Annotated in this window: 23 protein-coding genes, 1 tRNA gene and 1 pseudogene; 12 read left to right on the top strand and 13 right to left on the bottom strand. The window is 60.9% G+C overall.

What is annotated here, in order from left to right:
• Nucleotides 1-7: 7 nt before the first annotated feature.
• Together V5N13_RS04520 and V5N13_RS04515 are read right to left on the bottom strand one after the other, a co-directional pair.
• Entirely contained in the window at nucleotides 8-457 is a 450-nt protein-coding gene (locus tag V5N13_RS04520) for an NYN domain-containing protein (RefSeq protein ID WP_336359790.1), read from the bottom strand.
• A 290-nt stretch (nucleotides 458-747) separates the two neighbouring features.
• Nucleotides 748-1674 (bottom strand): rhodanese-like domain-containing protein, encoded by a 927-nt coding sequence (locus V5N13_RS04515; protein WP_336359789.1) that lies wholly within the window; start codon nucleotides 1672-1674, stop codon nucleotides 748-750.
• A gap of 254 nt (nucleotides 1675-1928) precedes the next feature.
• On the opposite strand from V5N13_RS04515, the gene gcvT reads away from it, so the two are divergent.
• From gcvT to V5N13_RS04480, 7 genes are all read left to right on the top strand, one after another.
• Complete coding sequence (gene gcvT, locus V5N13_RS04510; protein WP_336359788.1) at nucleotides 1929-3038, top strand: glycine cleavage system aminomethyltransferase GcvT; 1110 nt, start codon at nucleotides 1929-1931, stop codon at nucleotides 3036-3038.
• The gene (gene gcvH / locus V5N13_RS04505) at nucleotides 3035-3418 is read left to right on the top strand and encodes a glycine cleavage system protein GcvH (RefSeq protein ID WP_332899638.1); all 384 of its coding nucleotides are present in this window, start codon (nucleotides 3035-3037) and stop codon (nucleotides 3416-3418) included. The genes gcvT and gcvH overlap by 4 nt, the downstream gene beginning before the upstream one ends.
• 181 nt (nucleotides 3419-3599) lie before the next feature.
• Nucleotides 3600-4934, top strand: a complete 1335-nt coding sequence (gene gcvPA / locus V5N13_RS04500; protein WP_336359787.1) for an aminomethyl-transferring glycine dehydrogenase subunit GcvPA — start codon at nucleotides 3600-3602, stop codon at nucleotides 4932-4934.
• Nucleotides 4935-6362, top strand: coding sequence for an aminomethyl-transferring glycine dehydrogenase subunit GcvPB (gene gcvPB / locus V5N13_RS04495; RefSeq protein WP_336359786.1), 1428 nt, complete (start codon nucleotides 4935-4937; stop codon nucleotides 6360-6362).
• Between the two features lie 73 nt (nucleotides 6363-6435).
• Nucleotides 6436-7791, top strand: a complete 1356-nt coding sequence (locus V5N13_RS04490) for a hypothetical protein (protein WP_336359785.1) — start codon at nucleotides 6436-6438, stop codon at nucleotides 7789-7791.
• 155 nt (nucleotides 7792-7946) lie between these two features.
• Entirely contained in the window at nucleotides 7947-9812 is a 1866-nt protein-coding gene (locus V5N13_RS04485; protein ID WP_336359784.1) for an ABC transporter substrate-binding protein, read from the top strand.
• Nucleotides 9813-9816: 4 nt separating this feature from the next.
• Entirely contained in the window at nucleotides 9817-10659 is an 843-nt protein-coding gene (locus tag V5N13_RS04480; RefSeq protein ID WP_336359783.1) for a phosphatase PAP2 family protein, read from the top strand.
• On the opposite strand, the gene V5N13_RS04475 is transcribed toward V5N13_RS04480, so the two are convergent.
• Complete coding sequence (locus V5N13_RS04475; RefSeq protein ID WP_336359782.1) at nucleotides 10656-11252, bottom strand: class I SAM-dependent methyltransferase; 597 nt, start codon at nucleotides 11250-11252, stop codon at nucleotides 10656-10658. The genes V5N13_RS04480 and V5N13_RS04475 overlap by 4 nt on opposite strands.
• A gap of 321 nt (nucleotides 11253-11573) precedes the next feature.
• The gene (locus tag V5N13_RS04470; protein WP_332899631.1) at nucleotides 11574-11741 is read right to left on the bottom strand and encodes a DUF7838 family putative zinc beta-ribbon protein; all 168 of its coding nucleotides are present in this window, start codon (nucleotides 11739-11741) and stop codon (nucleotides 11574-11576) included.
• A gap of 349 nt (nucleotides 11742-12090) precedes the next feature.
• Between V5N13_RS04470 and V5N13_RS04465 the strand changes: the two genes are divergently transcribed.
• Nucleotides 12091-13584 (top strand): TrkH family potassium uptake protein, encoded by a 1494-nt coding sequence (locus V5N13_RS04465; RefSeq protein ID WP_336359781.1) that lies wholly within the window; start codon nucleotides 12091-12093, stop codon nucleotides 13582-13584.
• Nucleotides 13585-13607: 23 nt separating this feature from the next.
• Here V5N13_RS04465 and V5N13_RS04460 read toward each other — a convergent pair.
• The 5 genes and pseudogenes from V5N13_RS04460 to tenA all read right to left on the bottom strand — a co-directional run bounded on the left by V5N13_RS04460 (nucleotide 13608) and on the right by tenA (nucleotide 18726).
• A pseudogene (locus V5N13_RS04460) lies at nucleotides 13608-14311 on the bottom strand (hypothetical protein).
• 458 nt (nucleotides 14312-14769) lie between these two features.
• Nucleotides 14770-15153 (bottom strand): hypothetical protein, encoded by a 384-nt coding sequence (locus tag V5N13_RS04455; protein WP_336359779.1) that lies wholly within the window; start codon nucleotides 15151-15153, stop codon nucleotides 14770-14772.
• Between the two features lie 106 nt (nucleotides 15154-15259).
• Nucleotides 15260-16306 carry a hypothetical protein gene (locus V5N13_RS04450; protein ID WP_336359778.1) on the bottom strand — a complete coding sequence of 349 codons (1047 nt, stop codon included), beginning with the start codon at nucleotides 16304-16306 and terminating at the stop codon, nucleotides 15260-15262.
• Between the two features lie 142 nt (nucleotides 16307-16448).
• Nucleotides 16449-17972 (bottom strand): sodium:solute symporter family transporter, encoded by a 1524-nt coding sequence (locus tag V5N13_RS04445; RefSeq protein ID WP_336359777.1) that lies wholly within the window; start codon nucleotides 17970-17972, stop codon nucleotides 16449-16451.
• Nucleotides 17973-18060: 88 nt separating this feature from the next.
• Nucleotides 18061-18726 carry a thiaminase II gene (gene tenA, locus V5N13_RS04440; protein ID WP_336359776.1) on the bottom strand — a complete coding sequence of 222 codons (666 nt, stop codon included), beginning with the start codon at nucleotides 18724-18726 and terminating at the stop codon, nucleotides 18061-18063.
• Between the two features lie 78 nt (nucleotides 18727-18804).
• Here tenA and V5N13_RS04435 point away from each other — a divergent pair, with 78 nt between their 5' ends.
• On the top strand, nucleotides 18805-19338 hold the full coding sequence (locus tag V5N13_RS04435; RefSeq protein ID WP_336359775.1) for a cob(I)yrinic acid a,c-diamide adenosyltransferase: 534 nt from the start codon (nucleotides 18805-18807) through the stop codon (nucleotides 19336-19338).
• Nucleotide 19339: 1 nt separating this feature from the next.
• Here the strand turns inward: V5N13_RS04435 and V5N13_RS04430 are convergent, their stop codons facing one another.
• The gene (locus V5N13_RS04430) at nucleotides 19340-21067 is read right to left on the bottom strand and encodes an adenine deaminase C-terminal domain-containing protein (protein ID WP_336359774.1); all 1728 of its coding nucleotides are present in this window, start codon (nucleotides 21065-21067) and stop codon (nucleotides 19340-19342) included.
• Nucleotides 21064-22011, bottom strand: a complete 948-nt coding sequence (locus tag V5N13_RS04425; RefSeq protein ID WP_336359773.1) for an MBL fold metallo-hydrolase — start codon at nucleotides 22009-22011, stop codon at nucleotides 21064-21066. Before V5N13_RS04425 ends, V5N13_RS04430 begins: the two co-directional genes overlap by 4 nt.
• A gap of 319 nt (nucleotides 22012-22330) precedes the next feature.
• Between V5N13_RS04425 and V5N13_RS04420 the strand changes: the two genes are divergently transcribed.
• Both V5N13_RS04420 and V5N13_RS04415 read left to right on the top strand, forming a co-directional pair.
• Complete coding sequence (locus tag V5N13_RS04420) at nucleotides 22331-22606, top strand: DUF7553 family protein (protein WP_336359772.1); 276 nt, start codon at nucleotides 22331-22333, stop codon at nucleotides 22604-22606.
• 62 nt (nucleotides 22607-22668) lie between these two features.
• Nucleotides 22669-22743, top strand: a tRNA-Val gene (locus V5N13_RS04415).
• A 524-nt stretch (nucleotides 22744-23267) separates the two neighbouring features.
• Here the strand turns inward: V5N13_RS04415 and V5N13_RS04410 are convergent.
• Both V5N13_RS04410 and V5N13_RS04405 read right to left on the bottom strand, forming a co-directional pair.
• Nucleotides 23268-24242 carry a DUF7351 domain-containing protein gene (locus V5N13_RS04410; RefSeq protein ID WP_336359771.1) on the bottom strand — a complete coding sequence of 325 codons (975 nt, stop codon included), beginning with the start codon at nucleotides 24240-24242 and terminating at the stop codon, nucleotides 23268-23270.
• Between the two features lie 99 nt (nucleotides 24243-24341).
• Entirely contained in the window at nucleotides 24342-24944 is a 603-nt protein-coding gene (locus tag V5N13_RS04405) for a cupin domain-containing protein (RefSeq protein WP_336359770.1), read from the bottom strand.
• An 897-nt stretch (nucleotides 24945-25841) separates the two neighbouring features.
• Here V5N13_RS04405 and V5N13_RS04400 point away from each other — a divergent pair.
• Nucleotides 25842-26666 carry a helix-turn-helix transcriptional regulator gene (locus tag V5N13_RS04400; RefSeq protein WP_336359769.1) on the top strand — a complete coding sequence of 275 codons (825 nt, stop codon included), beginning with the start codon at nucleotides 25842-25844 and terminating at the stop codon, nucleotides 26664-26666.
• The last annotated feature ends 234 nt before the right edge of the window (nucleotides 26667-26900 follow it).

Below are 26900 nucleotides of genomic sequence, written 5' to 3'. Positions count from 1 at the left end.
AAAGGTCTTACTCGATGGTGACGGAATCGTGGGCGGCGTTGCGCAACGCGTCAGAGCGACCGTGTTCGCCCGGTGCGATGGCGAGCGTGCGCACGCCGTGGCGCGAGGCCATTTCGAGCAATGGTTTGAAATCCGTATCTCGAGAGGCGATTGCGAGGACGTCAATCGATTCGGTGACGATGAACTCGGTCGCGTCGACGGCGAGTTTCACGTCCACGTCGCCGCTCGTGATGATGACCTCGAAGCCGCGGGCTTCTGCGGCTTGAATGAGCGCAGGCGTCGCGTGTTCGTCGAGATAGAGTCGTCGCGTCGCAAGCCACCCCACCTCCATTCCCGCCTCACGGACATCGTCTAAGTCAACACTAAACTCGTCGCGCAGCATGTTCGGTCCATCGACGAACAACCCCACTTTGGGTTCGTCACGGTCACCGAACGCGTCTTCTGTCAGACCGGACATGGCTCTGCTACGGCCGGTAGATTAAAAGTGGTGGCGATTGCCAAACCCATCAGGTATGCTGAATTTGGGGTAAAACGGCGTGTCCCGCGAAGGGGGGTCGCGCGGACACGGTGAGTGTGGATTCCCACGGGAGCAGCCCGTGAGGGGTGTCCCACGCCGGTGGGGGCGACGGGGACGAGGAGCGGGTGTCCCGCGTGGGGTTTGGTCCCACGAGGACGGGATGACAGACACGTGTGAGCTGTGGCGAGCCATGGGGTGTGGCTGGCCGGTGCAGTCGGGATGCGACTGCGTTATTCGACGGTTCCGTCGGTGGTGACGGAGCCTTCGGTGAGCGCACCGAGCGTCGCCTGCAGTTCGTAGGCGGGCGTCTCGATGGTCACTTCGGTGTCGGCGGAGACGTTGACGAACCGGATGTTGAGCTCGTAGCTGCCGTCGTCTGCGATTTCGGTCGCTTCTTTCTGGTCTTCGTAGTAGGCCCACGCGGCCTCACCGGCGTACTCGGCGTCAACCTTGCCGGTGACCGTCCACGTCTTCGGTGCGTCCTTTGGGCTGCTCCCTTTCATCGGGTAGCCCGCAGAGCGCCACGCGCCGTAGCCCTCGTAGACGACGTACACGTTTTCGTAGCCTTCCTCTTTCAGCGCGGCGGCGCGAATCGAAGAGAGATGGTGTGGGCAGTCACAGTAGGCGACGATTTTGTCTTCCTTTGGCCAGCTTGCGACCGGGTCGTTTTCCATTTCGCTCTTTGCGGGGCTGACGACCGCGCCGTAGATGTGCGAAACGTTGTACTCAGACTGACTGCGGGCGTCTAAGAACCGTGCCTCGCCGCGGACGTACCAGTAGTACGCGACGTCGAACGGAACGAGCGTAATTTCGGTGCCGTCGATGGTATTTGACTCCCACCGCGAGTCGTCGATTTCGACATCTTCGAGCTGCATGTCGAATTCGGGTGGGTAGCCGTCTTCTGGAGTGGAGTCTTCCGGAAGCTCCATCTCGTTGGTCGGCCCATCGAACGCGAGGCGACCATCGGCGTCGGTTTCGACCGTCACCTTCGCCTGCTCGGTGGTGGTCTGTGCCGTGGTCGTCGTCTCGTTCTCGGTCGTACCCGCTGCTGTCGTCGTGTCTGAGTTGCCGCTGCTCGAACAGCCAGCGAGTCCGGCGAGCGCGGCCGCACCAGACACTTGAATGAAGCGTCGGCGGGTCGTGTTTCGGTTCGTCATCGTCAGTTTCGCCGTACAAAGACAACCCCCATTATTATAGGCTGAGTAAGGCCGTGAAACTGGAAACTTACCCCGTCCATAATGGTGTGTGCGACTCTCATGCATGTGATTTCGCCGGTGATCGAAATCATCGGCGTAACCGTTCAAAACACCAGCATTGTGAAAAGTACACAACTTCAACAGTTCGGTGCCGTGGCAATATCCCGCACACGCAACTCCAAAACGTTACTTGGCGGCGGTGCGACCGGACAGGTATGGGCCTTCTGCAACCACCACTGCACGGCGTCCACGACGCCCGCGGTGCGAAGTTCACCGAGTTCGGCGGCTGGGATATGCCCGTCGAGTTCGACTCCATTCGAACCGAACACGACAGCGTTCGGGAGGCCGCCGGCATCTTCGACGTGAGTCACATGGGCGAAATCACCGTCTCCGGCCCCGACGCCGAGACGCTCATGCAACGGCTCACCTCGAACGATGTGACGGCGCTCTCTCCGGGCGACGCACAGTATTCGATGATTACGAACGACGACGGCATCATCTTAGACGACACCGTCGTCTACCGCCTGCCCGAGGACGTAGACGGCGACTATCTATTCATCCCGAACGCGGGCCACGACGAACAGATGGAACGGCGCTGGAAGCAGTACCGCGACGAGTGGGACCTCGATGCCGCCGTCGAAAACGTCACGACCGACTGGGCGATGTTCGCCCTACAAGGCCCAGAGGCAGAAGACCTGCTCATGGCCGCGGTCGATGACCATGCGCCAGCAGAGCCAACCGTCGTCCAGGACCTCCGGAAGTTCACGGCGGCGACCGTCGAATTGGACGGCGCACAGTGCATCGTCGCGCGCACCGGCTACACGGGCGAAGACGGCTTCGAGATTCTCGCGCCGTGGGACGACGCCGAAGCGGTGTGGTCGCTGTTCGATGTCCAACCCTGCGGACTTGGCGCACGCGACACCCTCCGCATGGAGATGGGCTTTCTCCTCTCAGGACAGGACTTCCATCCCGACGAAAACCCACGGACTCCGTACGAAACCGGCCTCAGATTCACCGTCAAACTCGACACGGACTTCATCGGCCGCGACGCGCTCGAAGCCCAACAGGCAGAGGGCGTAGCGGAGAAGTTCGTTGGCTTCCAGCTCGTCGAACGCGGCGTGCCCCGACACGGCTACGATATTACTAACACGGATGAGGAGCATATCGGCACAGTGACGAGCGGGACCATGAGCCCAACGCTGGGCGAACCCATCGGGCTTGGGTACGTTCCCGTTTCATACGCAGAGCCAGAGACGACGATTCACGTCCTCGTCCGCGGCAAACCAAAGAAAGCAGTCATCAAATCACTCCCCTTCAACCAATGACATTCGAAATCCCAGACGACCTCAAGTATCAGGAATCACACGAGTGGGTGCGCCAAGCCGGTAGCACCGCAAAAATCGGCATCACCGACTTCGCTCAGGACGAACTCGGCGACATCGTGTTCGTTGAACTCCCCGCCGTTGGCGACGACGTGAGTCAGGGCGCGGAGTTCGGCGTGGTCGAATCCATCAAAGCCGTCTCCGACCTCTATGCTCCGGTTTCGGGCACGGTCACGGCCGTCAACGAGCAGGTGTTCGACGCGCCTGAACTCGTAAACGACGACCCGTACGGCGACGGCTGGATGCTCGAACTCGAACTCGCAGACGAGAGCGAACTCGACTCCCTGCTCACCCCCGAAGCGTACGCAGACCAAATCGCGTAACGACGCGACCGCTTTTTCGTGTGGCCCGGTGTCGTGACGCAATGCACAGACATGTATCGCGGACGCGCTCGCCCACAGTCGATACACACCGTCGTGATAATCGACGCAATCATATGCCATTGTCTGTAACACCCAACCATCGTGCGGCCACAAACCGGACAACAGCGTTTCTTTGCAAACTATGAGTGACTCAGCAACCCCAGGCAGTCCGTTCGCTCCGCATACGCCAGCAGAGACGCAGGCGATGCTCGACGTACTCTCCGTCGCGAGCGAAGAGGAACTGTTCGACATTCCAGACGACATCAAATTCGACGGCAACTTTGGCATCCAACAGCGCAGTGAACAGAACGTTCGCGCACGCGCAGAAAAGATGCTAAATCGCAACGCATCGCTCACCGAGTTCCTCGGCCGGGGTCACTACAGCCACTACATCCCGTCGCTCGTAGACAACCTCTCGATTCGCTCTGAGTTCCTGACATCGTACACCCAGTACCAACCCGAAGTCGCACAGGGCTTCCTGCAGGTGCTGTTCGAATACCAGTCGATGCTGGTTGAACTCACGGGCCTCGAAATCGCCAACTGTTCGATGTACGACGCGGCCACCGCGCTCGGTGAGGCGGCCACCCTTGCAAACCGCCTGCGCCAGACCTCTGGCCACCGCGTGCTCGTCCCCGAGGTCATCTCTGCGGGACGCCGCGACGTGCTCGAAAACTACGTCGGCGGTTCTGAGATGGTCGTCGAATCCTACGCGATGGTAGACGGCAACGCAGACCTAGACGCCCTCGCAGAGATCATCGATGACGACGTGGTCATGATTTACGCGGAGAACCCGACCGTCCGCGGAACCATCGAAGAAGGCCTCACAAAACTTGGCAAACTCGCCCACGACCACGACGCGATTTTCACCCTCGGCAGCGACCCGGTCGCGCTCTCCCTGCTCGAAAAGCCGTCCGCTGTCGGCGCAGACGTCGTGGTGGGCGACGCCTCGACGCTCGGCATCCCAACGAGTTACGGCATGGGTCTCGGCATCTTCGCCTGCCGCGAGAAGTTCCTCCGGCAGGTTCCCGGCCGTCTCGTTGGCATCTCAGAGGATTCGGCGGGCATGCGCGCGTACACGCTCACGCTCCAGACGCGCGAACAGCACATCCGTCGCGAGCGCGCCACCTCGAACATCTGCTCGAATCAGGCGTGGGTTGCGCTCCGTGCGGCGATGCACATCGCGATGCTTGGCCCGGACGGCCTCGTCGACCTCGCAAAAGACTGTGTGACGCGCCCGGACGAACTCGCAGAACGACTCGATAGCATCAGCGGCGTCCAAGCGCCGGTGCACGACCGCTATCACTTCCGCGAGTTCGTCGCCCACACCGACCAACCGGCCGCGGCTATCGTCTCAGACCTCGCGGCGAAGGGCTTTGCCGTCCACCAAGTCGGCGAACACGAAGTCCAAGTGTGTGTCACCGAAACGAACGCCGTCTCCGTCGATGAGTTCGTCGCGGCATTCACGGAGGTCGCCTAGATGTTCTACGACCAAGCCCGCTGGACGGACGACTCCGGCGACGTGTACGAGCCACTCCTCTCAGAGAAGAGTTCGAAAGACGTGACAATCGAGGACTCACCGCTTCCGTCCTCGCTCACGCGCGACTCACTCGAACTCCCTGACCTCTCTGAACCGGAGCTTGCGCGCCACTACACCCGGTTGAGCCAGATGAACTACGGCATTGAGTCGGGGCCGTTCCCGCTTGGCAGTTGTACGATGAAGTACAACCCCAAATTCACCGACGATATCTCGACGATTCCGGCCGGAGCCGTCCACCCAGAACGCCCCGACGAGACGATTCAGGGAACCCTCGAACTGCTCTACAAACTCCAAGACTATCTCGGGCGCATCGGTGGCATGGACGCCGTCACGCTCCAGCCACCCGCGGGCGCGGCCGGTGAGTTCACGGGAATCCTCATCGCCAAAGCCTTCCACGAGGCAAACGGCGACGATGAGCGCACGGAAATCATCATCCCGGATTCGGCACACGGAACCAATTTCGCAACCGCGGCACTCGCGGGCTACGACGTCGTTTCCATCCCGAGCAACGACGACGGGCGCGTCGACGTAGACGCCCTCGAAGCCGCGGTCTCGGAGAAGACGGCGGCGCTCATGCTCACGAACCCGAACACGCTTGGGCTGTTCGAGCGGGACATCGAGCACATCGCGCAAGTCGTCCACGACGCCGGCGGCCTGCTCTACTACGACGGCGCGAACCTGAACGCCCTGCTCGGCCGGGCTCGCCCCGGCGATATGGGCTTCGACATCATGCACTACAACGTCCACAAGACGTTCGCTACGCCACACGGCGGCGGCGGGCCGGGTGCCGGGCCGGTTGGGGTCACAGAACGCCTGAAAGAGTTTCTCCCGCGCCCGCACATCAAGCGCCACAAGGGTGGCTTCAAACTGTACGACCCGGAACAGTCGATTGGGAAGGTCCACGGCTTCCACGGCAACTGGCTCGTCCTCGTCCGGGCGTTCGCCTACATCGACCGCCTTGGCGACGCTGGCCTCTCGGATGCGAGTGCGAAAGCGGTGCTTAATGCGAACTATCTCGCAAGCCAGATAGAGTACGAGGTGCCCTACGGGCCGTTCCACCACGAGTTCGTCGCCAGCGCCGGCGACCAAGACGCCGCGGACGTGGCAAAGCGCATGCTCGACTTCGGCGTCCACCCACCGACGACGAAGTGGCCGGACATCGTCTCGCAGGCGCTCATGACCGAGCCGACGGAAATCGAAAACCGTGAGACGTTAGACCAGCTCGCCACCGCCTTCAACAACGTGGTTGGCGAAGACACGGAGGTACTCGAAGCCGCACCAAATCGGACGGCCGCGCGCAGAATCGACCAAGTACAGGCCGCTCGCAACCCACAACTCTCGTGGCACGCGCTCGACACTGACGAATAACCAACAGTCAGTTAATTACGATTGTTTTGTTACCAAATAAATAAAGTAGGGTATGCCCATACTCCCCATATGGATGATTGACAAACTCGACCGACGACGAGTACTCATCCTCTCTGCCGCCGTAATCGTCGTCCTCTCGCTGCTGGTTTTCGCCAATCCGACGACGGTTCAAGACGCCTCTCGGGTTTCTACGCTTCAACAAACCCCCGAAGGCGTCCACCTCGTCGAACCCGACGCCAACAGCACGGCCAGACTGTGGCCGTACACGAGTCGGTCGCACTCGTTCAGCGAGCGCACGCTTCCAATCAACATGATCGTCACCGGCAACGCGACGCGGGTTCGCTATATTTTGATGGAACAAACGGACGCAGAGTGGAACGTCACGCGAGACGAGTGGGTTCCCGCCCAACCTGAGAAACCCGTTGCCCAACAGCCCGGCCCGCGCATCGACTGGGGGAGTACGCGTGGCGCAGACCGCTACGTCTACATCCACAACCCCGCCGGACAGACCGGCGAGACCGGCGTTGACCCGACGAATGAGGGTGGTATCTGGGTTCCAGAGACCTACCAGGTTCACGACGGCACGTATCTCGGCACGCGCACGCACATCCGGCTCTACTCGGGTGGTTCGGGCGAATCTGCGTGGACGGCCATGCAAATCCACCACGAACACTGGGACTGGTTCCGGCTTCGTCACACCGTTGGCAGCCTCGAAAAAGGCCGGACTGAAGTCGAACGCGACCTCATCGGTGCGCCGTTCGTGACGGATGTCACGAGAGAGTACCATGCGACGCGCCGCACCATCGACGCAGACGGCTGGACGACCGTCATTGACCTCGATGAGGGGTATCGAAGCGGTGTCGGAGTGGACGAGACGAACTCGACTGCGATGTCGCTCGCCCCGCTGCTCGGCCTCGCGTTGGTTCCCGCACTCGCCCGCCGCGTCGACGGCGTTCTAGACGAGGTGCGCGAACGCAGCGCGCAGTGGCCGCTTCCGCCCCGGAGCGTGCTCTTGTTCGGGTCGATGGTCGCCATCATGCTGGCCGTCAGGATCGGTGCCGTAACCGTCGAATCGTGGGGTATCACGGAGTCGCCAAAGCTCATCGCGGCGTTCTTCTACCCGCTGCTCGCGGCCGGGATTCCGCTCACGGCGTATCTCCTTGCCAAGCCGCTCGAACGCGACGATGCGTTCTTCCTCGCGATGTTCGGCCTCGGCTTCGGGATTCTCGCAGACTACGCCTACATCGGCATCGAGGTGATTCCGGTGAACGTCATGCTCCACCGCATCGTCCTCTCGGTGGCAATTGGCATCATCGCGGCTGGCGGCGCGCGCTACGGGGCAGGTGACGGCCGATTTAATCGCCACTTTATCGGCGGCGTCGTCCTCTGGGTGTGCTCGCTCGTCTGGCCACTGCTCGGGTGGGTGTAAGAAATCTATAATCTTTTTAGGGTTCACGCAGTAGGACAAAACACGTCAACGAGACTGTATTAGGCCCCTCGTAGTAACTGTGTAGTAAACGCTTTCACTACGAAAGCGTCTGACTCTCATGAACGACGCCGATATCGATTTCGGCCACCTTCACCATGTCCCCTGACCCCCCATCTCCGTCTGTCCCTTCACCGCCGTCCCTTCGACGCCGCGACCTGCTCGCCGGACTCGCGGGCGGTGGCCTCCTCGCCACCAGCGGGTGTATCCGCCAGCTTCGCTCGCTCGCCAACCGCGACACACCAGAGCAGATTTCACTCTCGATAAAGACTGTGCCAGCGGATGCTGATCCCCGGTCTACGCGCATTGCGCGACAGCTCTCGTCGAACCTGAACGCGGTCGGCATCGAGACCTCGATCGTCCCGATGACCGAAGAAGAACTCCTGCGTGATACGTTGTTGAACCAATCGTTCGACATCTACGTGATGCGCCATCCAGCGACCGACGGAGATACGTTTCTCTACTCGTTGCTCCACTCGCGGTTCGACGCAGAACCCGGCTGGCAGAACCCGTTTGGCTACGCGAACCTCGGCGTTGACGACCTCCTTGACACCCAGCGCCGACAGGCGGGCACCGCGCGGGTAAAAACCCTCCACGAAACGCAGTCGGCCGTCGCCCGCGACCAGCCGTTTACGCCTGTTGCCATCCCAAACGAGATACGCGCGACCCAAGGCGACCGCTTTGCTGGCTGGTCTGCGGCTGACATGCACTCGACGCTTGGCTATCTCCGGCTTCGAACGACGGTGGATGTCGCAGACTCGACGACACCCACGAATCAAACCACGAACGAGACGGCCACCACCCAAGAGACGACCCAGCCGCCGCTTCGGATGACGCTCAAAGACTCGCGGGCGACGCGCAACCTAAACCCAATCGCCGTTGAGTTCCGCGGCGACGGCGACATCACCGACCTGTTGTACGACCCGCTCGCTCGCCGCATCGACGGCGACCTCGTCCCGTGGCTCGCAAGTTCGTGGGAGTGGATGGCGTCGTCCGAAACCGGCACTACCGCAGAACTCACCCTCCGCGACGACCTCCAGTGGCACGACGGCACGCCCATCACCGCAGCGGACGTTTCCTTTACCTACAGATTCCTCAATGACACGTCGGTCGGAGAGTTGGAGAGTCCGGTTCCAGCACCGCGATTCCGTGACCGCTCTTCGCTCGTGGCCGACGCAGTTGAAACGGGCGACCGCACCGTCCGCATCGAGTTCGAAGCCGTCAGCCGCGACGTGGCAACGGCGGCGTTCACGCTTCCACTGCTCCCAAAGCACATCTGGGAGACGAAAACCGGACAGGCGACGATTGCGGGCCTCGACACCGGTAGCGGTGTGACCGAGGCACTTATCTGGAGCAACGAACAGCCCATCGGTTCGGGACCGCTGCGATTCGAGAGCTCGGAAGCCGGAGCCTCGCTGACGCTCGTTCCGTTCACAGAACACTTTCTCAGCCAGGGCGAGTTCGAGGGGCCACTCGCCCCGTACCAAGGTGGGTTCAAGCCGTCGGAACTCGAATTCACCGTCGTGCCCTCCGACGGGGCCGCCCTTGCGCTGCTAGAAGAAGACGAAGTCGATGCGACGGCCTCGCCACTCGGTGCTGATGTCATCGCAGATATTGGCAGCTCCGATGCACTCAGACTGCACGTCTCGAAGCCCTCGGCGTTCTATCACGTCGGATTTAACGTGCGCGAGTCGCCGCTCAGCAACCCGCGCTTTCGCCGAGCGGTTGCGCAACTGCTCGACAAACAGTACATCGTAAGCGAGGTGTTCGGTGGCTATGCAGAGCCAATCGCCTCGCCGCTTGCCCCGTATCCCGAGGTCGCACCGAATCTGGTCTGGACGGACACGGACCCCGAACTCCCCTTCCCAGGCGAGGACGGCACGCTCGACGTGGAACTCGCAAAAGAGTCCTTCCGGGAGGCGGGCTTTCGATACAACGAATCTGGCGAACTCCTGAGGCGATAATCACATGGCACTACTCGACATCCTCGTATATCTCGCGGCCGGCGTTGGCGTTATGATTGCCGTTGGCTCGATTACGTTCATCGGCCCCACCAAACTCTCGTTGCTGCGCGAGTCGTGGCGGACGCGCCTGCGTGAGGCGGGCCCGTATCTTGGTTTACTCCTCGGCATCCTCGGCATCAACAAGGTAGCGAGGCAGGTTGGCCCCGAAATATCGTGGGTGGTCGGCCTCAATATCACGAGCTACATCTACCAGCTAGAGGGCGACTTCGTCGCGTTCATCCAGTCGATTGCGAGCGACCAGTTCACGATGTACTTCTCCTTTATCTACCTCTATGGCTACGTGTTCTTGCTCATCTTCCCGTTCGTGCTCACGTTTGCGATGCAGAATACGAAACACCTGAAACAGACGGCCGTTGCCTTCGCGCTCAACTACTCACTCGGCCTCGTGTTCTACATCCTGTTCGTCTCGTATGGGCCACGAAACCTGATTCCCGACCTCGTCGACCCGCTCATGTACTCGATGTACCCACAGTCACAACTGCTCACGGGTGAGGTCAACTCGAACACGAACGTCTTCCCGTCACTTCACACCTCACTGTCGGTGTCAGTGGCGTATCTCGCGTGGTTCACGCGCAAGGAGTACCCCTACTGGCTGCCAACGAGCATCTTCCTCGCTGTAAGCGTGGTGACCGCGACGATGTACCTCGGCATCCACTGGGGAACTGACGTCGTCGCCGGAACGATTCTCGGCCTCGGGAGCGTCCACATCGCGCGCCATCACTACGAGGTGTTCGAGTTCCTACGAAAAGACCCGTGGAAGTTGCCCGTGTTGAACCGGCTTCGCTAGGCCTTTTCTTCTCGTTCGAACACCAGCGCGTAGTGGTACGGTGGCACGTCGAGTGTTGACACCAGTTCGAACCCAGCCGGAACGACGGCTGTGGTCGTCTCTGCTGGCGTCAGCCGAAGGGCTTCGGGCGGGCCCCGAGCCTTTCCAGCGACGACCGTTTCACTCCGGGGCAGGTCGTGCCAGTTGACGACGATGAACCGTCCCTCGCGGTTGAGGGCGCGTCGAATCTCTGTGGCAAATTCGGTCTGGTCTTCGACGCCGTGGAAGGTGTTCGCCATGAACGCAACGTCCACCGGCGGGATGTGGTCGCTGAGCGAGCGGGCGTCACACCGGACGCAAGTGACGGTTTCGATGCCACGCTCGTCGAGTTCTGCTCGCAACTGCGCGAGGAGTGATTCGTCGAGGTCAACCGCATAGAGTGGCCCTTCGAGAAGCTTCGCGGCGGGAATCGTGAAATAGCCGTTGCCACAGCCAACATCCACGAGCAGTTCACCCGGGAGAACACCGACCCGATCTAACAGTCCGGTTGGGTCAGGCCAGAGTTCGCTCCACCAGTCCCAATCTGGCTGTCGCGTGTGCTGAAATCGGCTCACACCGGCTCCTCGGCGTCGATACGCTTCAACGCCTCGGCTAAGACCACAGCAACCCCAATTTGATATCCTACTATAGGGTTTATGAGTTGGGTGTGGGATGCGAATTCGTGCGCTCACAACCGACAAAATCGACCCACAGACCGACTTTCGCCCCATTTTCGCCCCCAACTGCCGGTCAGTGCGAGGCGACCGCTCACTTGTCGGAAAATAGCTTGGAGACTGTCTGCAAGCCTACACCTGTGTTTCTACCGCCCGAACCCTCGGAGTTTGGCGGACACTGTCGGCACTCGACGGTTGGTGTTTCTGAAAACTGCGTGTGGTCTACGCGGAGACGCTTGAGTCGATGCCGTTGATTTTGATGAAGGCGTAGTTGCACTCGGGGCAGCGCCACTTGGTCTTGGTTCCGAGGTGAACCGTCATGCTGGCTGCCTTGTAGAAGACGCGGGTTTCCCCACAGTGTGGGCAGTCGTGTTCGAGTTCGAGGCTCATAATTTCGTATCTATCGCCAGCCCAATTGAACGTACTGGTTCGTGTATCTGCAGGCTCTGTCCACCCACGCCCGAAAGTCGAAGGCACCACATGCGGAGCGAGCCGTCGCTCAAACGCTCATGATCCAGCCATGTCTGCCCTGTATAAACTCCATTACACTATACTAATTCAGTTGTTGCAGGTGTCGACGGGTCTCTTTGTTCGGAGGCCGACGTATCGCTTTTTAGTAGACGACAGACAATCAGTTGGGAATGAGTATCTTCGAGAGACCATCGATGTCTGCACGTGTCGTGGATGGTTCGAGCGCTGCTGACGCGACAGCCGTTGCTGAGTCCACCCCGCCCGACACATGAAACCACGAGTCGATTGGCGCGTCAGCGTTCGGTTGGTTGGAACGATTCTCAAGTGGTTGTGGGTTCCGTTTCTCATCCCACTCGGAATCGCTCTGTACGACGCCACGTCGGTGATTCCGTTCGTCGTTCCAATGGGGGGAACCGCCCTTGTTGGCCTCGGACTCGAACAGCTCACTGACCGGCGCGACCTGGGTCCCCGAGAGGGTTTTTTGATGGTTTCGCTTACCTGGTTGAGTATGGCAATCGTCGGGGCGGTGCCGTTCATCCTCGCGGGCGAAGGTGCGCTCGCCGCGCCGGTGAACGCGCTGTTCGAAGCGATGAGCGGTATCACCACGACCGGTGCGACCGTCATCTTGGACTTTGAGATTCACTCACGGGCAATTCTCATGTGGCGGGCCGTCCTCCAGTGGCTCGGTGGACTCGGTATTCTCGTCCTCGCAACGGCGGTCCTCTCCCAGCTCTCAGTTGGTGGCGCACAGCTCATGGAGACGGAAACCCAGACGCGGGATATCAACAAACTCACGCCTCGCATCTCGGAGACAGCCGGGTTAATCTGGCAACTGTACCTCGGCTTGACGGGGGTGAATATCGCCACCCTCTACGGGCTCCACGTGGTCGGACTTGCCCCGGAAATGACCTTTTACGACGCAGTGGCCCACGCGTTCACGACGATTTCGACGAGTGGGTTTTCCCCACGCGCCGAGAGTCTCGCGGCGTTTTCTCCGGCCGTGCAGTGGGCGACCACCCCGTTCATGGCACTCGGCGCGACGAGTTTCATCCTCATCTATTTCGTCATCCACGGGAACACAGCCCGCCTGCGCCAAAGCGACGAGTTTCGCTTCTACGTGAGCATCCTCGCGGTGTTCACCCTGGGCGTCGGTGGTATTCTTCTCGCCGATGGTCCGCACACCGGTCTCGAGGAAATCGCACGCCACTCACTGTTTCAGGTTGTCTCCATCGTGACGACGACCGGCTACGCGAGCACCGACTTCAACCTCTGGTCGTCGGGGGCGAAACACCTCCTGTTCGTTTGTATGTTTATCGGTGGAATGGCGGGGAGTACCACTTGTTCGATTAAGGCGCTGCGCTGGCTGGTCGTCTTGAAAGCATTCCGGCGAGACCTGTTTATCGCTGGTCACCCACGCGTCATCAGACCCGTTCGACTGAGCGGGAGTGTGGTCTCAGAGGAGACTATCCGTGACATCTACGCCTATACACTCGTGAGCCTCGTCATCTTCATCATCGCGACGATTTTCGTCGTCGTCAACTCCTCGCGTGTGGCGTCACCGATCACTGAGTTCGAAGCGATGAGCGCTGCCGCGTCCACCTTTTTCAACGTCGGGCCTGCGTTCGGTGTCGCTGGGCCGTTCGAGAGCTACGAACCGTTCCCCGAAACGACCAAACTGCTCATGACGTTCCTCATGTGGGTCGGCCGAATCGAAATCATCCCCGTGCTCGTGCTTCTTACTCCCTCGTACTGGCGCGGGTGACCTGCCAAGGTCGGGTTCGGTTGCTATTCCCCGTCGCGTTCTGTTGGCCTCGTCACGCCGAATGCGGCCGGCGTTGCTTCAGCAATTGGTGGGAGGCGTCGAAGCCGCGGGCGGAGCAGAATATACAGCCCGGTGAACCCAAAGCCGAACGCGGCCAACCCCATCGTGGTAGTCGTCCCGAGCATCTCCGCGACGAACCCACCTACGAGTGAACCAAGGGGCAGGGTTGCCCCCGACGCGGTTCCTTTGGTTGACGACACGCGCCCGAGCAGGTCAGCCGGAAACACGGTTTGGTTCAGCGTCGAGGAAAGCACGCCGCCGATGCCAATGGGAATCCACGCGAGGCCGAACAGGACGATGGTGAGCGCGGGCGTTGGGGCGAACGCCGACGCAGCCCAGCAACCTGCGCCAAGCGAGTGGCCGATGAGCAACAGCCAGCCGTACGGCACTCGTTCGAACGCCGATGCGACGAGCGAGCCGACGAGAAGAGGCTTGAGCGGGAGTCGGTCTACCACCGGCCCGGCGAGTATCTGCAAGAGCCACGGGAGCAACAACAGCGAATTTGCGATTCCCGTGAGGACGGTCGAGCCGCTAAGGTCGAAGACGAGCCACAGGACGGCGACAGTGTAGAGGCTGTCTCCGGCGTTCGTCACGAACTGTCCGACGAAAACCGCCGGAAGTTACGATTGCGCCACAACGACAATGCTTCCGGCGTGTTTGTGGTCATTCTGGACCACCGCCAGTGGCTCCAATCCGTGAGTCGAGCGGGTGGTGTGAACGAGGGCGATGCGTCTGTTGTTTGAGGAGCGTTGCAAGGTCGGATGAGCACCGGCTGTGTGCCGGGAACTCAGCGAATGTCGGCATGTGCGTGTGTGTTCGGTCGAAAAAATGCGGCTACAGAACGTAGCGAAGCGAACCCGAGTGCTGCGGCTATCGGGCTGCCCGCGAAGCGTGAGGCGCGAGCGGATTGAACACCGGATTACGCACAAGCCGGTCGGTCATCAAAGGGCCACTCGAAACGTCGATGACACGACATTTGTATTTGACGGTGCGATCACACAAAGAACAGATTCAGTGGCTGGTGTGGTGGACGCGCGATCCGAGGGCGATACCGTCCTAGTCGTGCAGAAAGCGCGTACCCAATCGCGTGCTGTGGGGAGTGGTGTGAAAAAAGCGGAATGTGGGTTACAGCCGGTCGCGGCCAGACGAGTTCGCGCGTCGCGTTCGCAGCCATTTGTGGACGCGGAGACGAAGTGTGGTGTTCGTTCGGCGTCGGCCGCGGCGGTTCGTGGCTGCGTTTCGTGCTCGTGCTCTCCCAACGGCCCATCGCGTCGCAGACGGTAGTGCCGGAAGCGTGAGCCCGAAGATGCCCGTGAGCCACAGTGCTGGCGAGAACAGTGCGACGAACAGTCCAACAGAGAGCAGCCAGATACCCGCCGCCACCATCAGGTGATTCAGCGTGACGAGTTTCGCCTCTGCTTGCTCTCTGTTTCTCCGTTCTGAGGACGCAAGTGGCGAGCGCCCTTGTTGCGTGCGGCGGTGCTGCCGCCCACCTAATTGCCCTACCATAGGGTAATATTGTTTCGGCCCCCCTTTAAGCCCTGTCAGACCGCAGTCTGACGAACTTCTCCTTACGGACAGGTCGAAAATGAGGAGTTACCGGGAATGTTATGTGTTACCACTCGAAGCCACGCGGCGCGTCAGTCGGTGTCAACGGGCTTTTCGCCAGCCCGGCGCTTGGTTCTGGACGGTTGTATTCGACCGGTGCCACGTCGTTTGCGGCGTCGGGGTAGAACAACGAGGCGAGCGCGTGGATGTGTTCGCGCCCCACGTCGAGTTCGAACTGGCCGCCGCCGTACAGGTGCATTCCCGCTGCCTGTGCGTATTCGATACTTTCGAGGAGCGACTCGACGCTGCCGAAGCGTGAGGGCTTGATGTTCAGCCAGTCGGGTTCCCACGGGAGATTTTTGATGTCGTCAAGGCTGTGGATGGTTGCGTCCCACGACACGCGCCCCTCGTGACCCGCAAAGAGTGGACGGGTCTCGTCGGTGAGCGCGGGGTCTTCGATGACGGCCTCCGGGAGGCCGTCGATGATGCGACGGTACAGGTCGGGGTCGGGTGCTTGGTCTACTATCGTCCCCTCGTAGTGGCCTTTGAGGTCGCAGACGCGCACCGCGCCCGTGGCTGCGAGTGCTGTGACGAGGTCGTCGTCCCACTCATCTGTCGGGTCGAGTTTGAACTCATAGGAATCGTAGATAGAAAGCCACCTCTCGATGCGGTCGAACGAGGCGTCGGGCAGGCGCATAGAGATGATGAATCTGACTGGCTGGTACGCCATTCCCAACTGGGCGGCGAGGGGGGTGTCCGCCTGCTTCAGCGCGAGGTCGAGCGCGGCGCTCTCGAAGCCCCACTGCCGATAGTTTCTGAAGTCGTGGCGGCCGGGTTCGCGGCCGTGAAACAGGTCTGTGTCTGCGAGATGGGCGGAGAACTCTTCGAACGTCCACTCGCCTTCGAGGTCGAACGTGGGCGCCGCTTCGACCAGTTCGCGATGGTCGTCGGGTTCGTAGGTCACGTCCTCGCCACGACCGGTTTCTCCGTCACCGTCGAGTGAAATCGTGGTCGAGAGGCGGGTGAAGTCGCTCGACGTCTCTGCTTCGTGCAGGTCGTACGAGACGGACGAAATCGAAAGCGGCAGGTCAGCGAGGGCGGCGAACAGTGCCATGCTCCGCGTACGAAGGCAGGACAGAAAAGTTACGACCCGCGCCAGTCGGTGACGACGGCGTAGATTTCGTAGGCGAAGATGGCGACGACGAGCGCGACCGACCCCCACGCGAGCGCCGAAAACAGCGTTTGGCCGATTGCGCTCATTGTTCTTCACCCCCGTCTGCGCGAACCTCGTCGAGTTGGTGGATGGTGCGGGCGAGTGAGCCGAGGTCGAACGACCCGGGGGTCACCCGCGAGATGAGGAGAATCGCCACGCCCGAAACGGCCGCCGCGCCGACGAACGAATTGAAGTACGACGCCGTCGGCAGGAGGTCTCCGACGACTGGCAGGGCAGCGAGCGGGGTTCTGAGCGTCGGGAAGTAGGCGAGGCCGACGAGCAGCCCGAGCAGGCTCGAACCGAGCGCACCTGCCCCAGTCGCTTCTGTCGAGTAGAGGCCGAACAGCAGCGGGATGAACGTCGCCGCCGCGAGCAGGTCTGCGATGAGGAAGATGGTGAGCACGCTGTAGCCCTGTGCGCCGACGAAAATGGCCGCGAGCGCGACCACGACGGTGAGCGCGCGGGCGGCGTTCGTGAGCGTGCCGCGGTCAGGGTCGTCCAGCACGAGCGGGAGGTCTGCGGTCACGATGCTCGCAATCGCGTTGAACAGCGTGTCTGCGGTACTCATGACGAGCAGGATGGCGAGGATGACGACGACGAGCGTCACCCACTCGGGGAATGCGGCGTCAAGCACGAGGAAAAAGGAGATGTCGGCGTTGTAGCCCGCCGTGAAATCGGTCGTGACGAGGCCGAGACCGGAGGCGGCGAGGCCGAACAGCCCGGCTAAGAACACCATTGGAATCACCGTGATGGCGGCGATCGTGAAAGAGCGCGCGAGGGTGCGTTCGTCTTTCGCGGCGTAGATGCGCTGCCACCACGCCTGATTCAGCATCTCTGCGGCGAGGACGGCGACGGCGATGTAGGCCCCAAATTCGATGCCGGGGAGGAAGCCGGGGTCTAGCAGGCTCGGACTGGTCTCTGCGACGGTCTGGTAGATTTCACCCGTCCCGCCGAGGGCGAGCAGCGCGCCCGCAAACCCGATGGCGAGAATCGGGAGGATGACGAGCGTCTGGACGGTGTCTGTGAAGATGCTCGCCTTCAGCCCGCCGTAGCCGGTGTAGGCGAGGACGAACAGGCCCACGAGCGCGGCGGTTTGCCACGTCGGGACGCCCGCGACGAGCGAAAGTGCGCCCGCAATCCCGGTCATTTCCGCGGCGAGGAAGATGAACATGTAGGTGATGCTCACGATGAGGACGTAGACGTACATCACCGGCCCGAAGCGCGCGAGAGTGTACTCCGTGATGGAGTGGCCCTCGGGGATGAGTTCGCGGATGCGCGGGCCAATCACGATGAACGCGAATAATGGGAGCGCGCTCCCGATTGCGTAGCCGAGGACGGCAGTAAGCCCGCCGAAGGCCGCGCCCGCCTCTGCCGGGCTAAAGAGAATCCACGCCCCCATCCCGGAGGCGATGAGCGTTGCGGTGGTCATCCCGCTGCCGGTCGAATTGCGGGCAGTGATGTAGTCTTCTACCGAGTTGATGCGGCCGCGGGCGTACCACGTGCCAAGCCCTGCGAAGGTAACGAGCGTGAGAACCGTCAGTCCGAGGGCGACAGCGGCGGTTACCACGAGCGACACCTCCACACTGAGACGAATTCGTACATAGCAGTGGGTCTGCGATACGGGGATTAAAAGTTGGTGGTATTACCCACTAATTTCACACCGTCCACCGTTCCTCTCGCCACGCTGCATCCCAGAAGCGGTACTCGTAGCGAAACGAGGTGAGGAATCGCTCGCGCATCTCCTCGCGGGCGGTGGGTCCTGCGTCGGTAGCGACAGTATCGAGCAGGTCGAGACACCAATCAGTGAGTTCGGTGAACTCGTCGCTCGCGTACATCTCAATCCATTCTGCATACTGCTCGTGGTTGGGTTTTCCGCGCACATCGAGGTGGCGAGCGGTCTGGTTGAACCCCCACATACACGGCAAGAGCGCGGCGACGAGGTTGGCGAAGGGTTCGGTGGCCGCGGTGCGGACGAGGAAGTCGGTATAAGCTTGCGTGGTCGGTGAGGGCTTCGTCGCTTCGAGTGCCTCCTCGCTAATCCCAAACTCGGCGGCGTAGGCGCGGTGGAGGTCCATCTCGGTATTCACCGTTTCGTCGAGAAGGGTGGCGAACGTCGAGAGCTGTGAGAGCGTGGGGGCTGACGCCGCCCCGAGGGCGAATACGCGACTGTAGTCGACGAGGTAGACGTAGTCCTGTTTCACCCAGTAGCGAAACGGCGATTCATCGAGCGTGCCGTCGCCGAGGCCGACGACCATCGGGTGGTCGAGAATCGATTCAAGGATGGGACGCCCCTCCTCGCACAGGGTATCGCTGAAGGCCATGGCTCGCGTTCGCACGGCCACCTGAAAACTGTTCACCGTCTGCCCGGGTATAAGTCGCTCGCGGCCCTCGATACGGGCATGAAGATTTACACCAAACGCGGCGACGAGGGCAAGACCGACCTCTCGAACATGTCTCGCGTGTCGAAGGCGAGCCACCGCATCGAAGCCTACGGGAGCGTAGACGAGGTGAACGCCCTCGTCGGCGTCGTCAGACCGACCGGCCACGAGGACATCGACGAGAAGCTTCGCTCGATTCAAAACCACCTCCACATCGTGCAGGCAGACTTTGCGAACCCTGACCCGGACGCAGACGACCCCGTGGTTCGCCCAGAACATGTTGCCTTGCTCGAACAGTGGATGGACGAACTCGACGCAGAACTGGAGCCGCTTCGAAACTTCATTCTTCCGTCGGGGAGCGAACCCGGCGCGAAACTGCACCACGCCCGCGCGGTCTGTCGGCGCGCCGAGCGCCGGGCGGTCGCGCTCATCAACGAAGAAGAAGCCAATCCAGAGGCTGTAAAGTACCTGAACAGACTGTCCGATGCGCTGTTCGTCCTCGCGCGCGTGGTCAACAAGCGCGAGGGCGTTCCCGAAGAGAGTCCGACGTACTGAGTTAGTCGGGGGTGAGGCCGACCAGTTCTTGGGTCAGGATATTCGCGTAGCCCTGCGGGGTGAGTTTGAGAATCGGGACGCCGAGGAAGGTGAGCGTCGCCACCGCGAGCATTGGTTGGTCTGCGGTGACACCCTGATTTTTGAGTGCTGTGCGGACGGCCTCAATGTTCGCAGCGGCCTCGTCAATTGGCACGTCCGCGAAGAAGCCGCCGACGCGACACGGGTGGGCTGCGGTGAGGTCGTCATCATCGACAACCGTCCAACCGCCGCCTTGCTCGCGGAGGTGGTCGATGGCTGCGTGGATTGCGTCGTCGTCCGCGCCTACGGCGATGGTCAGTCCGGCCTCCCACGCGGTGGTCGTCGCCACGGCTCCCGATTCGAGACCGAGGCCGGTGACGAAGCCAACGAAAGCGTCCCTGTCGCCTGCGGGGTGGCGGTCGATGACGACTACTTTCAGCACGTCTCCGTCGGGGTCAGCGACGAGGCTCCCGGCTTCGACCGCTGGTTCTGCGAGTGCGTCTTGGGTGAAGAGGCCGGTGACGTGTTCGATGGCGCGGACGGAGCCGTCGCGGGCGACCGATTCAGGCACCGTGAGGTCGAGCGTTTCGGGGAGGTGGACACTCTCGTAGAAGTGGTCGGGGTACTCGTAGGGGACTGGCTCGACGGTCGCGGTGCCGTTTTCGACCACAACCTCACCGCCTGCGATGACCGTCTCGATTTCGACTGTTTCGAGGGAGGAGAGGAGGATGATGTCGGCGCGTTTGCCCGGCGAGAGCGTCCCCCGGTCTGTGAGACCAAAGTGCGTGGCTGGATTCAGCGTCGCCATCCGAATCGCGTCTTCGGGGGCGACACCGGCGTCGATTGCGCGGCGGACGACGCGGTTCATGTAGATACCCTCACGCACGTCTCCCGGCCAGACGCTGTCGGTCGAAAGTGAGAGGTCTGCGGGGCCAATTTCGTGATAGGCATCTGCGACGGCCTGTGTGTCGTCGCGGACCGTCCCCGAGCGGCCAATCGCGTGGATGCCGGCTTCGAGGCGGGCTATCATCTCGTCTCCGGCGATGGCCTCGTGGTCGTTGTCCACAACGCTCGCAAAGACCTGCAGGTTCGCACCCTTACAGCCCGCGCCGTGGCCGCTGATTGGCTTGCCCCGTGCCTTCGCCTCGTCGTAGAGGTCGAACAGAGGCGGGTCGCGGCCGACGACGTGTATCCAGTCAACTTCGCCCACTCCGACGACGCGCGGGTGGGTGAGGCTGTCACAGAGCGCCTGTTTCTCGGCCTCGTCTGCCCACGCAGGCGTGAACGTCGAGACGAGTGGCTGTGGAGGGATGGTAAGAAATACGCTCACTGCGAGCGGGGCTGTTGCGCGTAGCAGCTGTTCGGAAGCGGCCGCGCCGTAGAGCGAGCCGAGGCAGTTCGACTCGCTTATGACGCTCGTCGTGCCCGCTTCGAGGACGTGAGGGTAGGCGTATTCGAAGGCGTGTTGGGCTTCGATGTGGGTGTGGGCGTCGATGAGGCCGGGGATGGCGACGAGGCCGTCGGCGTCGATGACGGTGGTCTCAGGGCCGATGATTGGCTCGGGGTCTTCTGGGAGTGCCGCGATCTGGTCGCCGACGACGGCGATGGCTCGCTTCTTTTTCGCTCCTGTCTCGGGGAACAGTACTCGCGCGCCGCGGACGACGAGGTCTGCAGGAGCGTTTCCGAGGGCAACGGCGTGGAGTCGAGTCATGTCCGCTCGTAGACGATGACGCCGCCGTTTTCGTGCTGGCGCACCTTGCCGCGGGCTTCGAGGACGTCTAAGTGGCCGACGGCTTCGCTCATGCCGGGGAAGAACTCGGTCACGGGGAGGTCACCGAACAGTTCGTGCATGATTTCGACGGCCGTCGTGGGGCCGTCGACGAGGCCGTACACCTTCTTCGTCCGGGCGTCGTGGGCGTCTAACATCTCTTGGATGCGCTCGCTCGGGTTCTCGATAGTGGTCCGGTGGCCGGGAAGGAACCGGTCGTACTGTTCTGCTTTGAGCGCGCGCAGTGAGTCGTTGAACGCCGGAAGGGGGCGCGGGCGTTCGTCTTCGTCGGGTTCCGGCGGTTGGAGCAGTGGGTTTGGCGTAATCTCGTTGAGGACGTTGTCGCCGACGATGGCGTGGCGTTCGTCGCCCTCGGTGAATTCGAAGATGAGTTCGCCAATCGCGTGGCCGGTGACGCGGTGGGCGACGAGTGGTTCGCCGTTGATTTCGATTTGGTCGCCCCCACCGACTTCGTGGTCTGTTTCGACGCTCGGGGCGTAGGAGAGGAACGATTCGGGAAGGTTGACGACGGCGTTTGCGGTCGCGTTCGACATCCCGTTGCGCTCGAAGAAGTCGGCGAAGAAGGTCTGTTCGTGTTCGAGTTCGCCGGGAAAGTCGGCCATGATACGGGCGGCTTCGGGGCTGGCGATGACGGTTGCGCCTTCGGCTTGGAGTCGCGCAGCGAGGCCGAAGTGGTCAGGGTGTGGGTGGGTGACGACGACCTGTTCGACTTCGTTTGGCGTCATGCCGTGTTCGTCGAAGCCGTCTAAGAGGGCGGCCCACGCCTCCTCGCTGTCGGGACCGGGGTCAACGACGGTGCGACCGGAGAGATAGGCGTTGACCGCGCCGACACGAAACGGCGTCGGGATAGAAAACCGTGTGAACATAGCCACGAGTTTCACACGCTGTGCTATACAAGTTATGCCGGGCGAAAAAGTGGACGGGTGCCAGCGACCGGGTGATGCCCACGGTCTCGGACGACCCCGCCGCACTCATCCATGCGTCGGCTTTGGGACAGACGCCGACTGCGACGGATGGTCGCCCTCTGTGCACCGCCTGCAGATTTAGGTCGGCCTAAAACAACCAAAAGTGTTGTGGTATCGATGCCGACGCAGATTCTTTCCTCGTCTTCTCCCGCTGAAAATCCATCACGCGCGTACTGTCCTGGGCATAAGGGTTTTATCCAGTGTTGTCGTATTAACACGTATGAACAAGCACTTTGAAGATACGCAGTACTACCTGAAGCGCGCCGGTGAGACCGCAAAGCGCGGCGTTTCAGACGAACTTGCGCCAATCCAGGAGAAGTTCCGCACGCTTACGAGCCGCGAGGATGAGGAACCAGAGCCCTCCCGTGTCGAAGAGGTGCGAGAGGAGCTGAAGAAGCTGCAGGTGCGAGCCGAGGGCGAAACCCGCGAGGCAATCGCGAGCGCCCGCGAGCGCCTCGATGACTACCGGTCGAGCCGCGAAGAAGCGTCCGACTAAGCCTTTTTTCGGCTGCCGAAAGTAACCCTTAAGTTCAGTCGTCGGAAACGAGGTACTGCAGAGGGTTGGTGATCTAGGCTGGTTATGATACCTCCTTCACACGGAGGAAGTCGGCGGTTCAAATCCGCCCCGACCCACTACTTCTGTCGCGAGCAAACTCGCGAGCGACTACTGTCGTGACGAGCGGGCGGTTTGAATCAAGGAGCGAAACGAAGTGAAGCGACCGAGGTTCAAATCCGCCCCGACCCATTTTCACGACGCAACTTCCGCGAGCGAAGCGAGCGGTCAGCGTCGTGAACATTGTTACTAAGGATTTGAAGCAGGGAACGGAGCGGAGCGAAGCGACCGAGGTTCAAATCCGCCCCGACCCACTTTCCCGCTTCGCTCGGTTGAACCTGTAGATGGCGGCCTCCTAGAGATAAACAATGGTAGAATAGACGCTTCTGCACAGCGGAAGTTAGCGGTTCAAATCACGAGAATATTCCCTATCTTGTGCCTGAATACTGAATCCGGGCGAAAGCAATCAGAGGGGTCTTTTGAAATCATCGGAACCTGAGAGAAACAGTGTGCTGAATATAAAGCGCAAGTCAGTCACACCGGCCCTCTCGTCTAGCTAAGACAGACAGAGAATAGCATCAACCGGGCCGCTCCTCACGACATTCTACACGCCGATCGAGGCACCCGTGTGGAGAGTAGTGACAACACCCTTCTCGTCGAGGGTTGCGACCAGCCGGTCCCCGTCGGCCTCGAGGACCATCTCCAGTTCGAACGGATCCTCGGAGCGGACCGTCTGGCGTTGGACCAGTTCGAGTTCGATCAGGAGCCAGTCGTACCAGGGGTCGTAGCCATGATCGTCGAGAAACACGAGCACTCGCGGCTCGGTGAGTAGACACCGGTTGCTCGGAATACCGATCATCTGTTGACAGACATCACACACGATGTCGTACTGGACCTCGAAGATGGTGTCACACGACTCACAGCGACGGCCCGGTTCGACGTGGTGGTCTTCACAGACCTTGGGCGTCGCACTCGTGGTTCCGGTGCAGTCGGGACAGACACCCTCCACTGCGGACATGATTTGGTGTTTCACCATGACATCCAAAGCCCGGTAGAATTCTTCCGGATCCCGGCTGCGCGTGCCGACCGGCGAGAGCGAGTCGGTCAGGCTCAATGCCCCATCGAACCCAGTGCCGCCGAACGCTCCCTCGCACTCGGTGCACCTGATCGCAAAGTATCCACGGGTCAGGTCGGTGTTGCACTCGAAGACGGTCTGGCCCCCACAGATTTCGCACGGCTTGTCGTTCGGAACCGTGTCGAACACGACTTCGTCGGTGAACGCCCCGGCGAGGATCGCGCTGACCACGCGCTGCCCCTCCCGTCGGAGAATGTAGCCATCCGCAGATTGGTGAACGAACCGGCCCAGAAGGGGCTTGAGGTGGTAGTTGAACTGCGACCCGTCCCGCATCCCGAGGGACTTTCGCAACTCTGAGAACGCCATCGGGTGCTGGGGAACGTGTTCGTCGGGACGGCGTTGTTTCCAGAGTTCGAACAGGATGGCGAGTCGCGTCTCGTGGCCGAGTACAGCGAAAGCCCGATCCGGCGTGAGTTCGTGTTCCTGCTCTTCGTCGGAGGTCATAGGATACACCAATAGGGGCCGGTGAATCATAACAATTATCAACAAAACTATGTTTTTCCGGTCGATTACCTCGGCCAGTTCATGCCGTCGGTAGAGTGGCTATTCGCAGTTCACCGGTGGGACGAACACCGTCGGCGGCGCGCCGTCGGGCACACCGAAGAACGTCGCGTATGCCACGGCAATGTCGCTCTGGCTCGGATTAGACGCGGTATGGACGTTTCCCTGCCCGGGGTCGATGAAAGCCTCGCCTGCCGAGTAGGACCGAACGATGCAGTCCCGCTCGTTGATGAGTTCGAGTTCGCCTTCAACGACGCTGACGATCACTGGTCCAGGGTGGGTGTGCCATCCGGAGGTACCCTCTGGGTCCCACGTCACTTTGGCGACGACGGTTGTCGACGCGTCCCGTGGCAAATTGGAAACGACAGTTCCGTTTGCACCGTTGTACTTCATCTGGAACTTCGCGGCGACCCCGTCGGGGAAGGTCGAGTGTCCGGCGAGGACTTCGACGTAAAATCCCACGGGACTGTCGACCTTGCGGTCGTCTCCCGGTTCGCCGTCGTGATCCATCGGATCGGCGGCAACCGGGACACTTGTCCCGAGTGCTGCGATGGTCAGGGCACTGGCTTTCAACACGGTACGGCGCAACACACCGTCGGGTTGTTGGGCCTCGCTTCTTCGGTCGGCTGTATCGGTTCTGGTCATCTTTCCTCATCGTTATCGACGCCCCAGTGGGGAATAAATGTAAGCTGAATTATATTTCTATCCGAAAGCGGACTGTAATTCGTTATCCTGAACCTCCTGACATGATCGCCATGAGAGGAACACTCCGGGGCCCTCTGTGGGCAGTGGGTGTAGTGTCCTCCTCACGGGCTGTCTGGGGCAGGCAGCAACATCCGACCTATCGACAACCACGCCTCCGTCTTTCCAGTGACCGACTTGCGCGCTGAGTTCAGCACAACCACACAAACCTACTCGGACACTGTCAGAAGCGGCGTGCAACACTCAGAGGGTGTATGCAGCACGACCGTAGAAATCTACTCAGGTCCTGTCAGAAGCACAGTGCAACATACAGAGGGTGGATCGCGCAGATTCGGGTCAACCCCCCAAACGAAGGACGTTTCGTACTGGCGACGGGGTGATGTCAAGCAACAACCGGATTTCAGTACGTGCAATAGTATCACTCAGCATCGTCAAGAGGAATCGATGCGATCAATCAGTGAGGGAAAGCATGTCAACAATCAGCAACCACCTTAAGAACAAAGTTCCGGTTGGGAAGACACCCGTCCCCAGGTACGCCTCCTGGGATGAACACCGTGACGCGATACGCGCCGAGGCCGAAGCCCGTCGGACCGCGGTGGAACAGCGGCTGGGCCAGACTGCGCGGTAAAAGGATACGCGACGACCACGTCCCAGTCCCGGACGACTCGCTTCGGACACGACTCTCACTACGAGGTTTGTCTCTGGATCCGAACAGTAACGCGGGTCGATGAATAACATGGCAGAGCCGAAGCCGATGGTACACTGGCGTATCATCGAGCGACACTTATTAGAAAACTGTAACATCGATAGGGGTAATATCTCAGCCATCGTGTCAATAGTATGAATGCACCGGTCGAAGAAATAGAATTTCTGGCTCGTTCAGATCACCGCGTGAACGCGCTCAGTGCACTGGCAGCGGGCCCCCAGAGTCGCGATGACCTCCGAACAATAACCGGTGCCTCGAACGCCACGGTCGGACGTCTCCTCAACGAGTTCGACAGCCGAACCTGGATCAAGCGCGTCGATCGACGATACGAACTGACGTTGCTCGGTGAACTAATCGCCGATGGATTCTTCAATCTTGTAGAGCGATTCGAAACAGAGCGAACGATTCGTGACGTCTGGCAGTGGATCCCGTTCGACCAGATGGGGATCGGCATCGAGTGCTTGTCGGACGCGACGGTCACGCAGGCGACCGAGAACAACCCGTTGGCGGTGATGTCCCGCGTCAGGGAGTTCGAACGGCGAACCACCGAGACGCAGTGTTTCGCAGACTATTTCCCCGAACCGTGTATCGACACCCGCAGCGCGACGATAGAGGCGGGAACCCAGCGGTTCGAGGCAGTGTTCACGCCCTCAGTCGTCACGACAGTGATGTCGTCGAAATGGGCATCCCAGTTCACGGAGATGGTCGCGTCCGAACGAACAGAGATTTCTATCTTTCCTGGAGAGATTTCGTACGCTGCTGGCATCAACGATGGAGTCGCATATCTCGTCGTTGAGGACGACGAAGACAACATCGTCGGTCTGGTAGAGACTGACGACGAGCGCGTCGTGGGGTGGGTCAAGGGGCGCTTTGAAGCGTTTCGGCGAGACTCAACCGTGCTCACGACAGATGCCCTTTTGAGTCTCCGGAAAGAGGAGTACAATCCACGTACCGTGTAAAATCGCTCCGACTTGAGTGGATATTGATCGACGCGGTTCCAGATGTCAGTGGTGGTGAGTCTTTCCTCTCTCGCGCCTACACCGTGGGGTCGCATCTCTGGTCCACCCGAACACCCTCCGAGACTGTTCGGTGGCTACGCTATTGCGAGCGACCCAATCGGCTCAACCGAGACCATTCGCTCGTGACCGACTCGCGCTCTATTTTCAGCACGGTCTCGACAAACCATCAGCGAA

The organism is Haladaptatus sp. ZSTT2 (genome assembly GCF_037081775.1).
Taxonomy (GTDB): domain Archaea; phylum Halobacteriota; class Halobacteria; order Halobacteriales; family Halococcaceae; genus QDMS2.
Note: the sequence above shows the minus strand (reverse complement) of the source record. Positions and strands in the feature narration are given on the sequence as shown.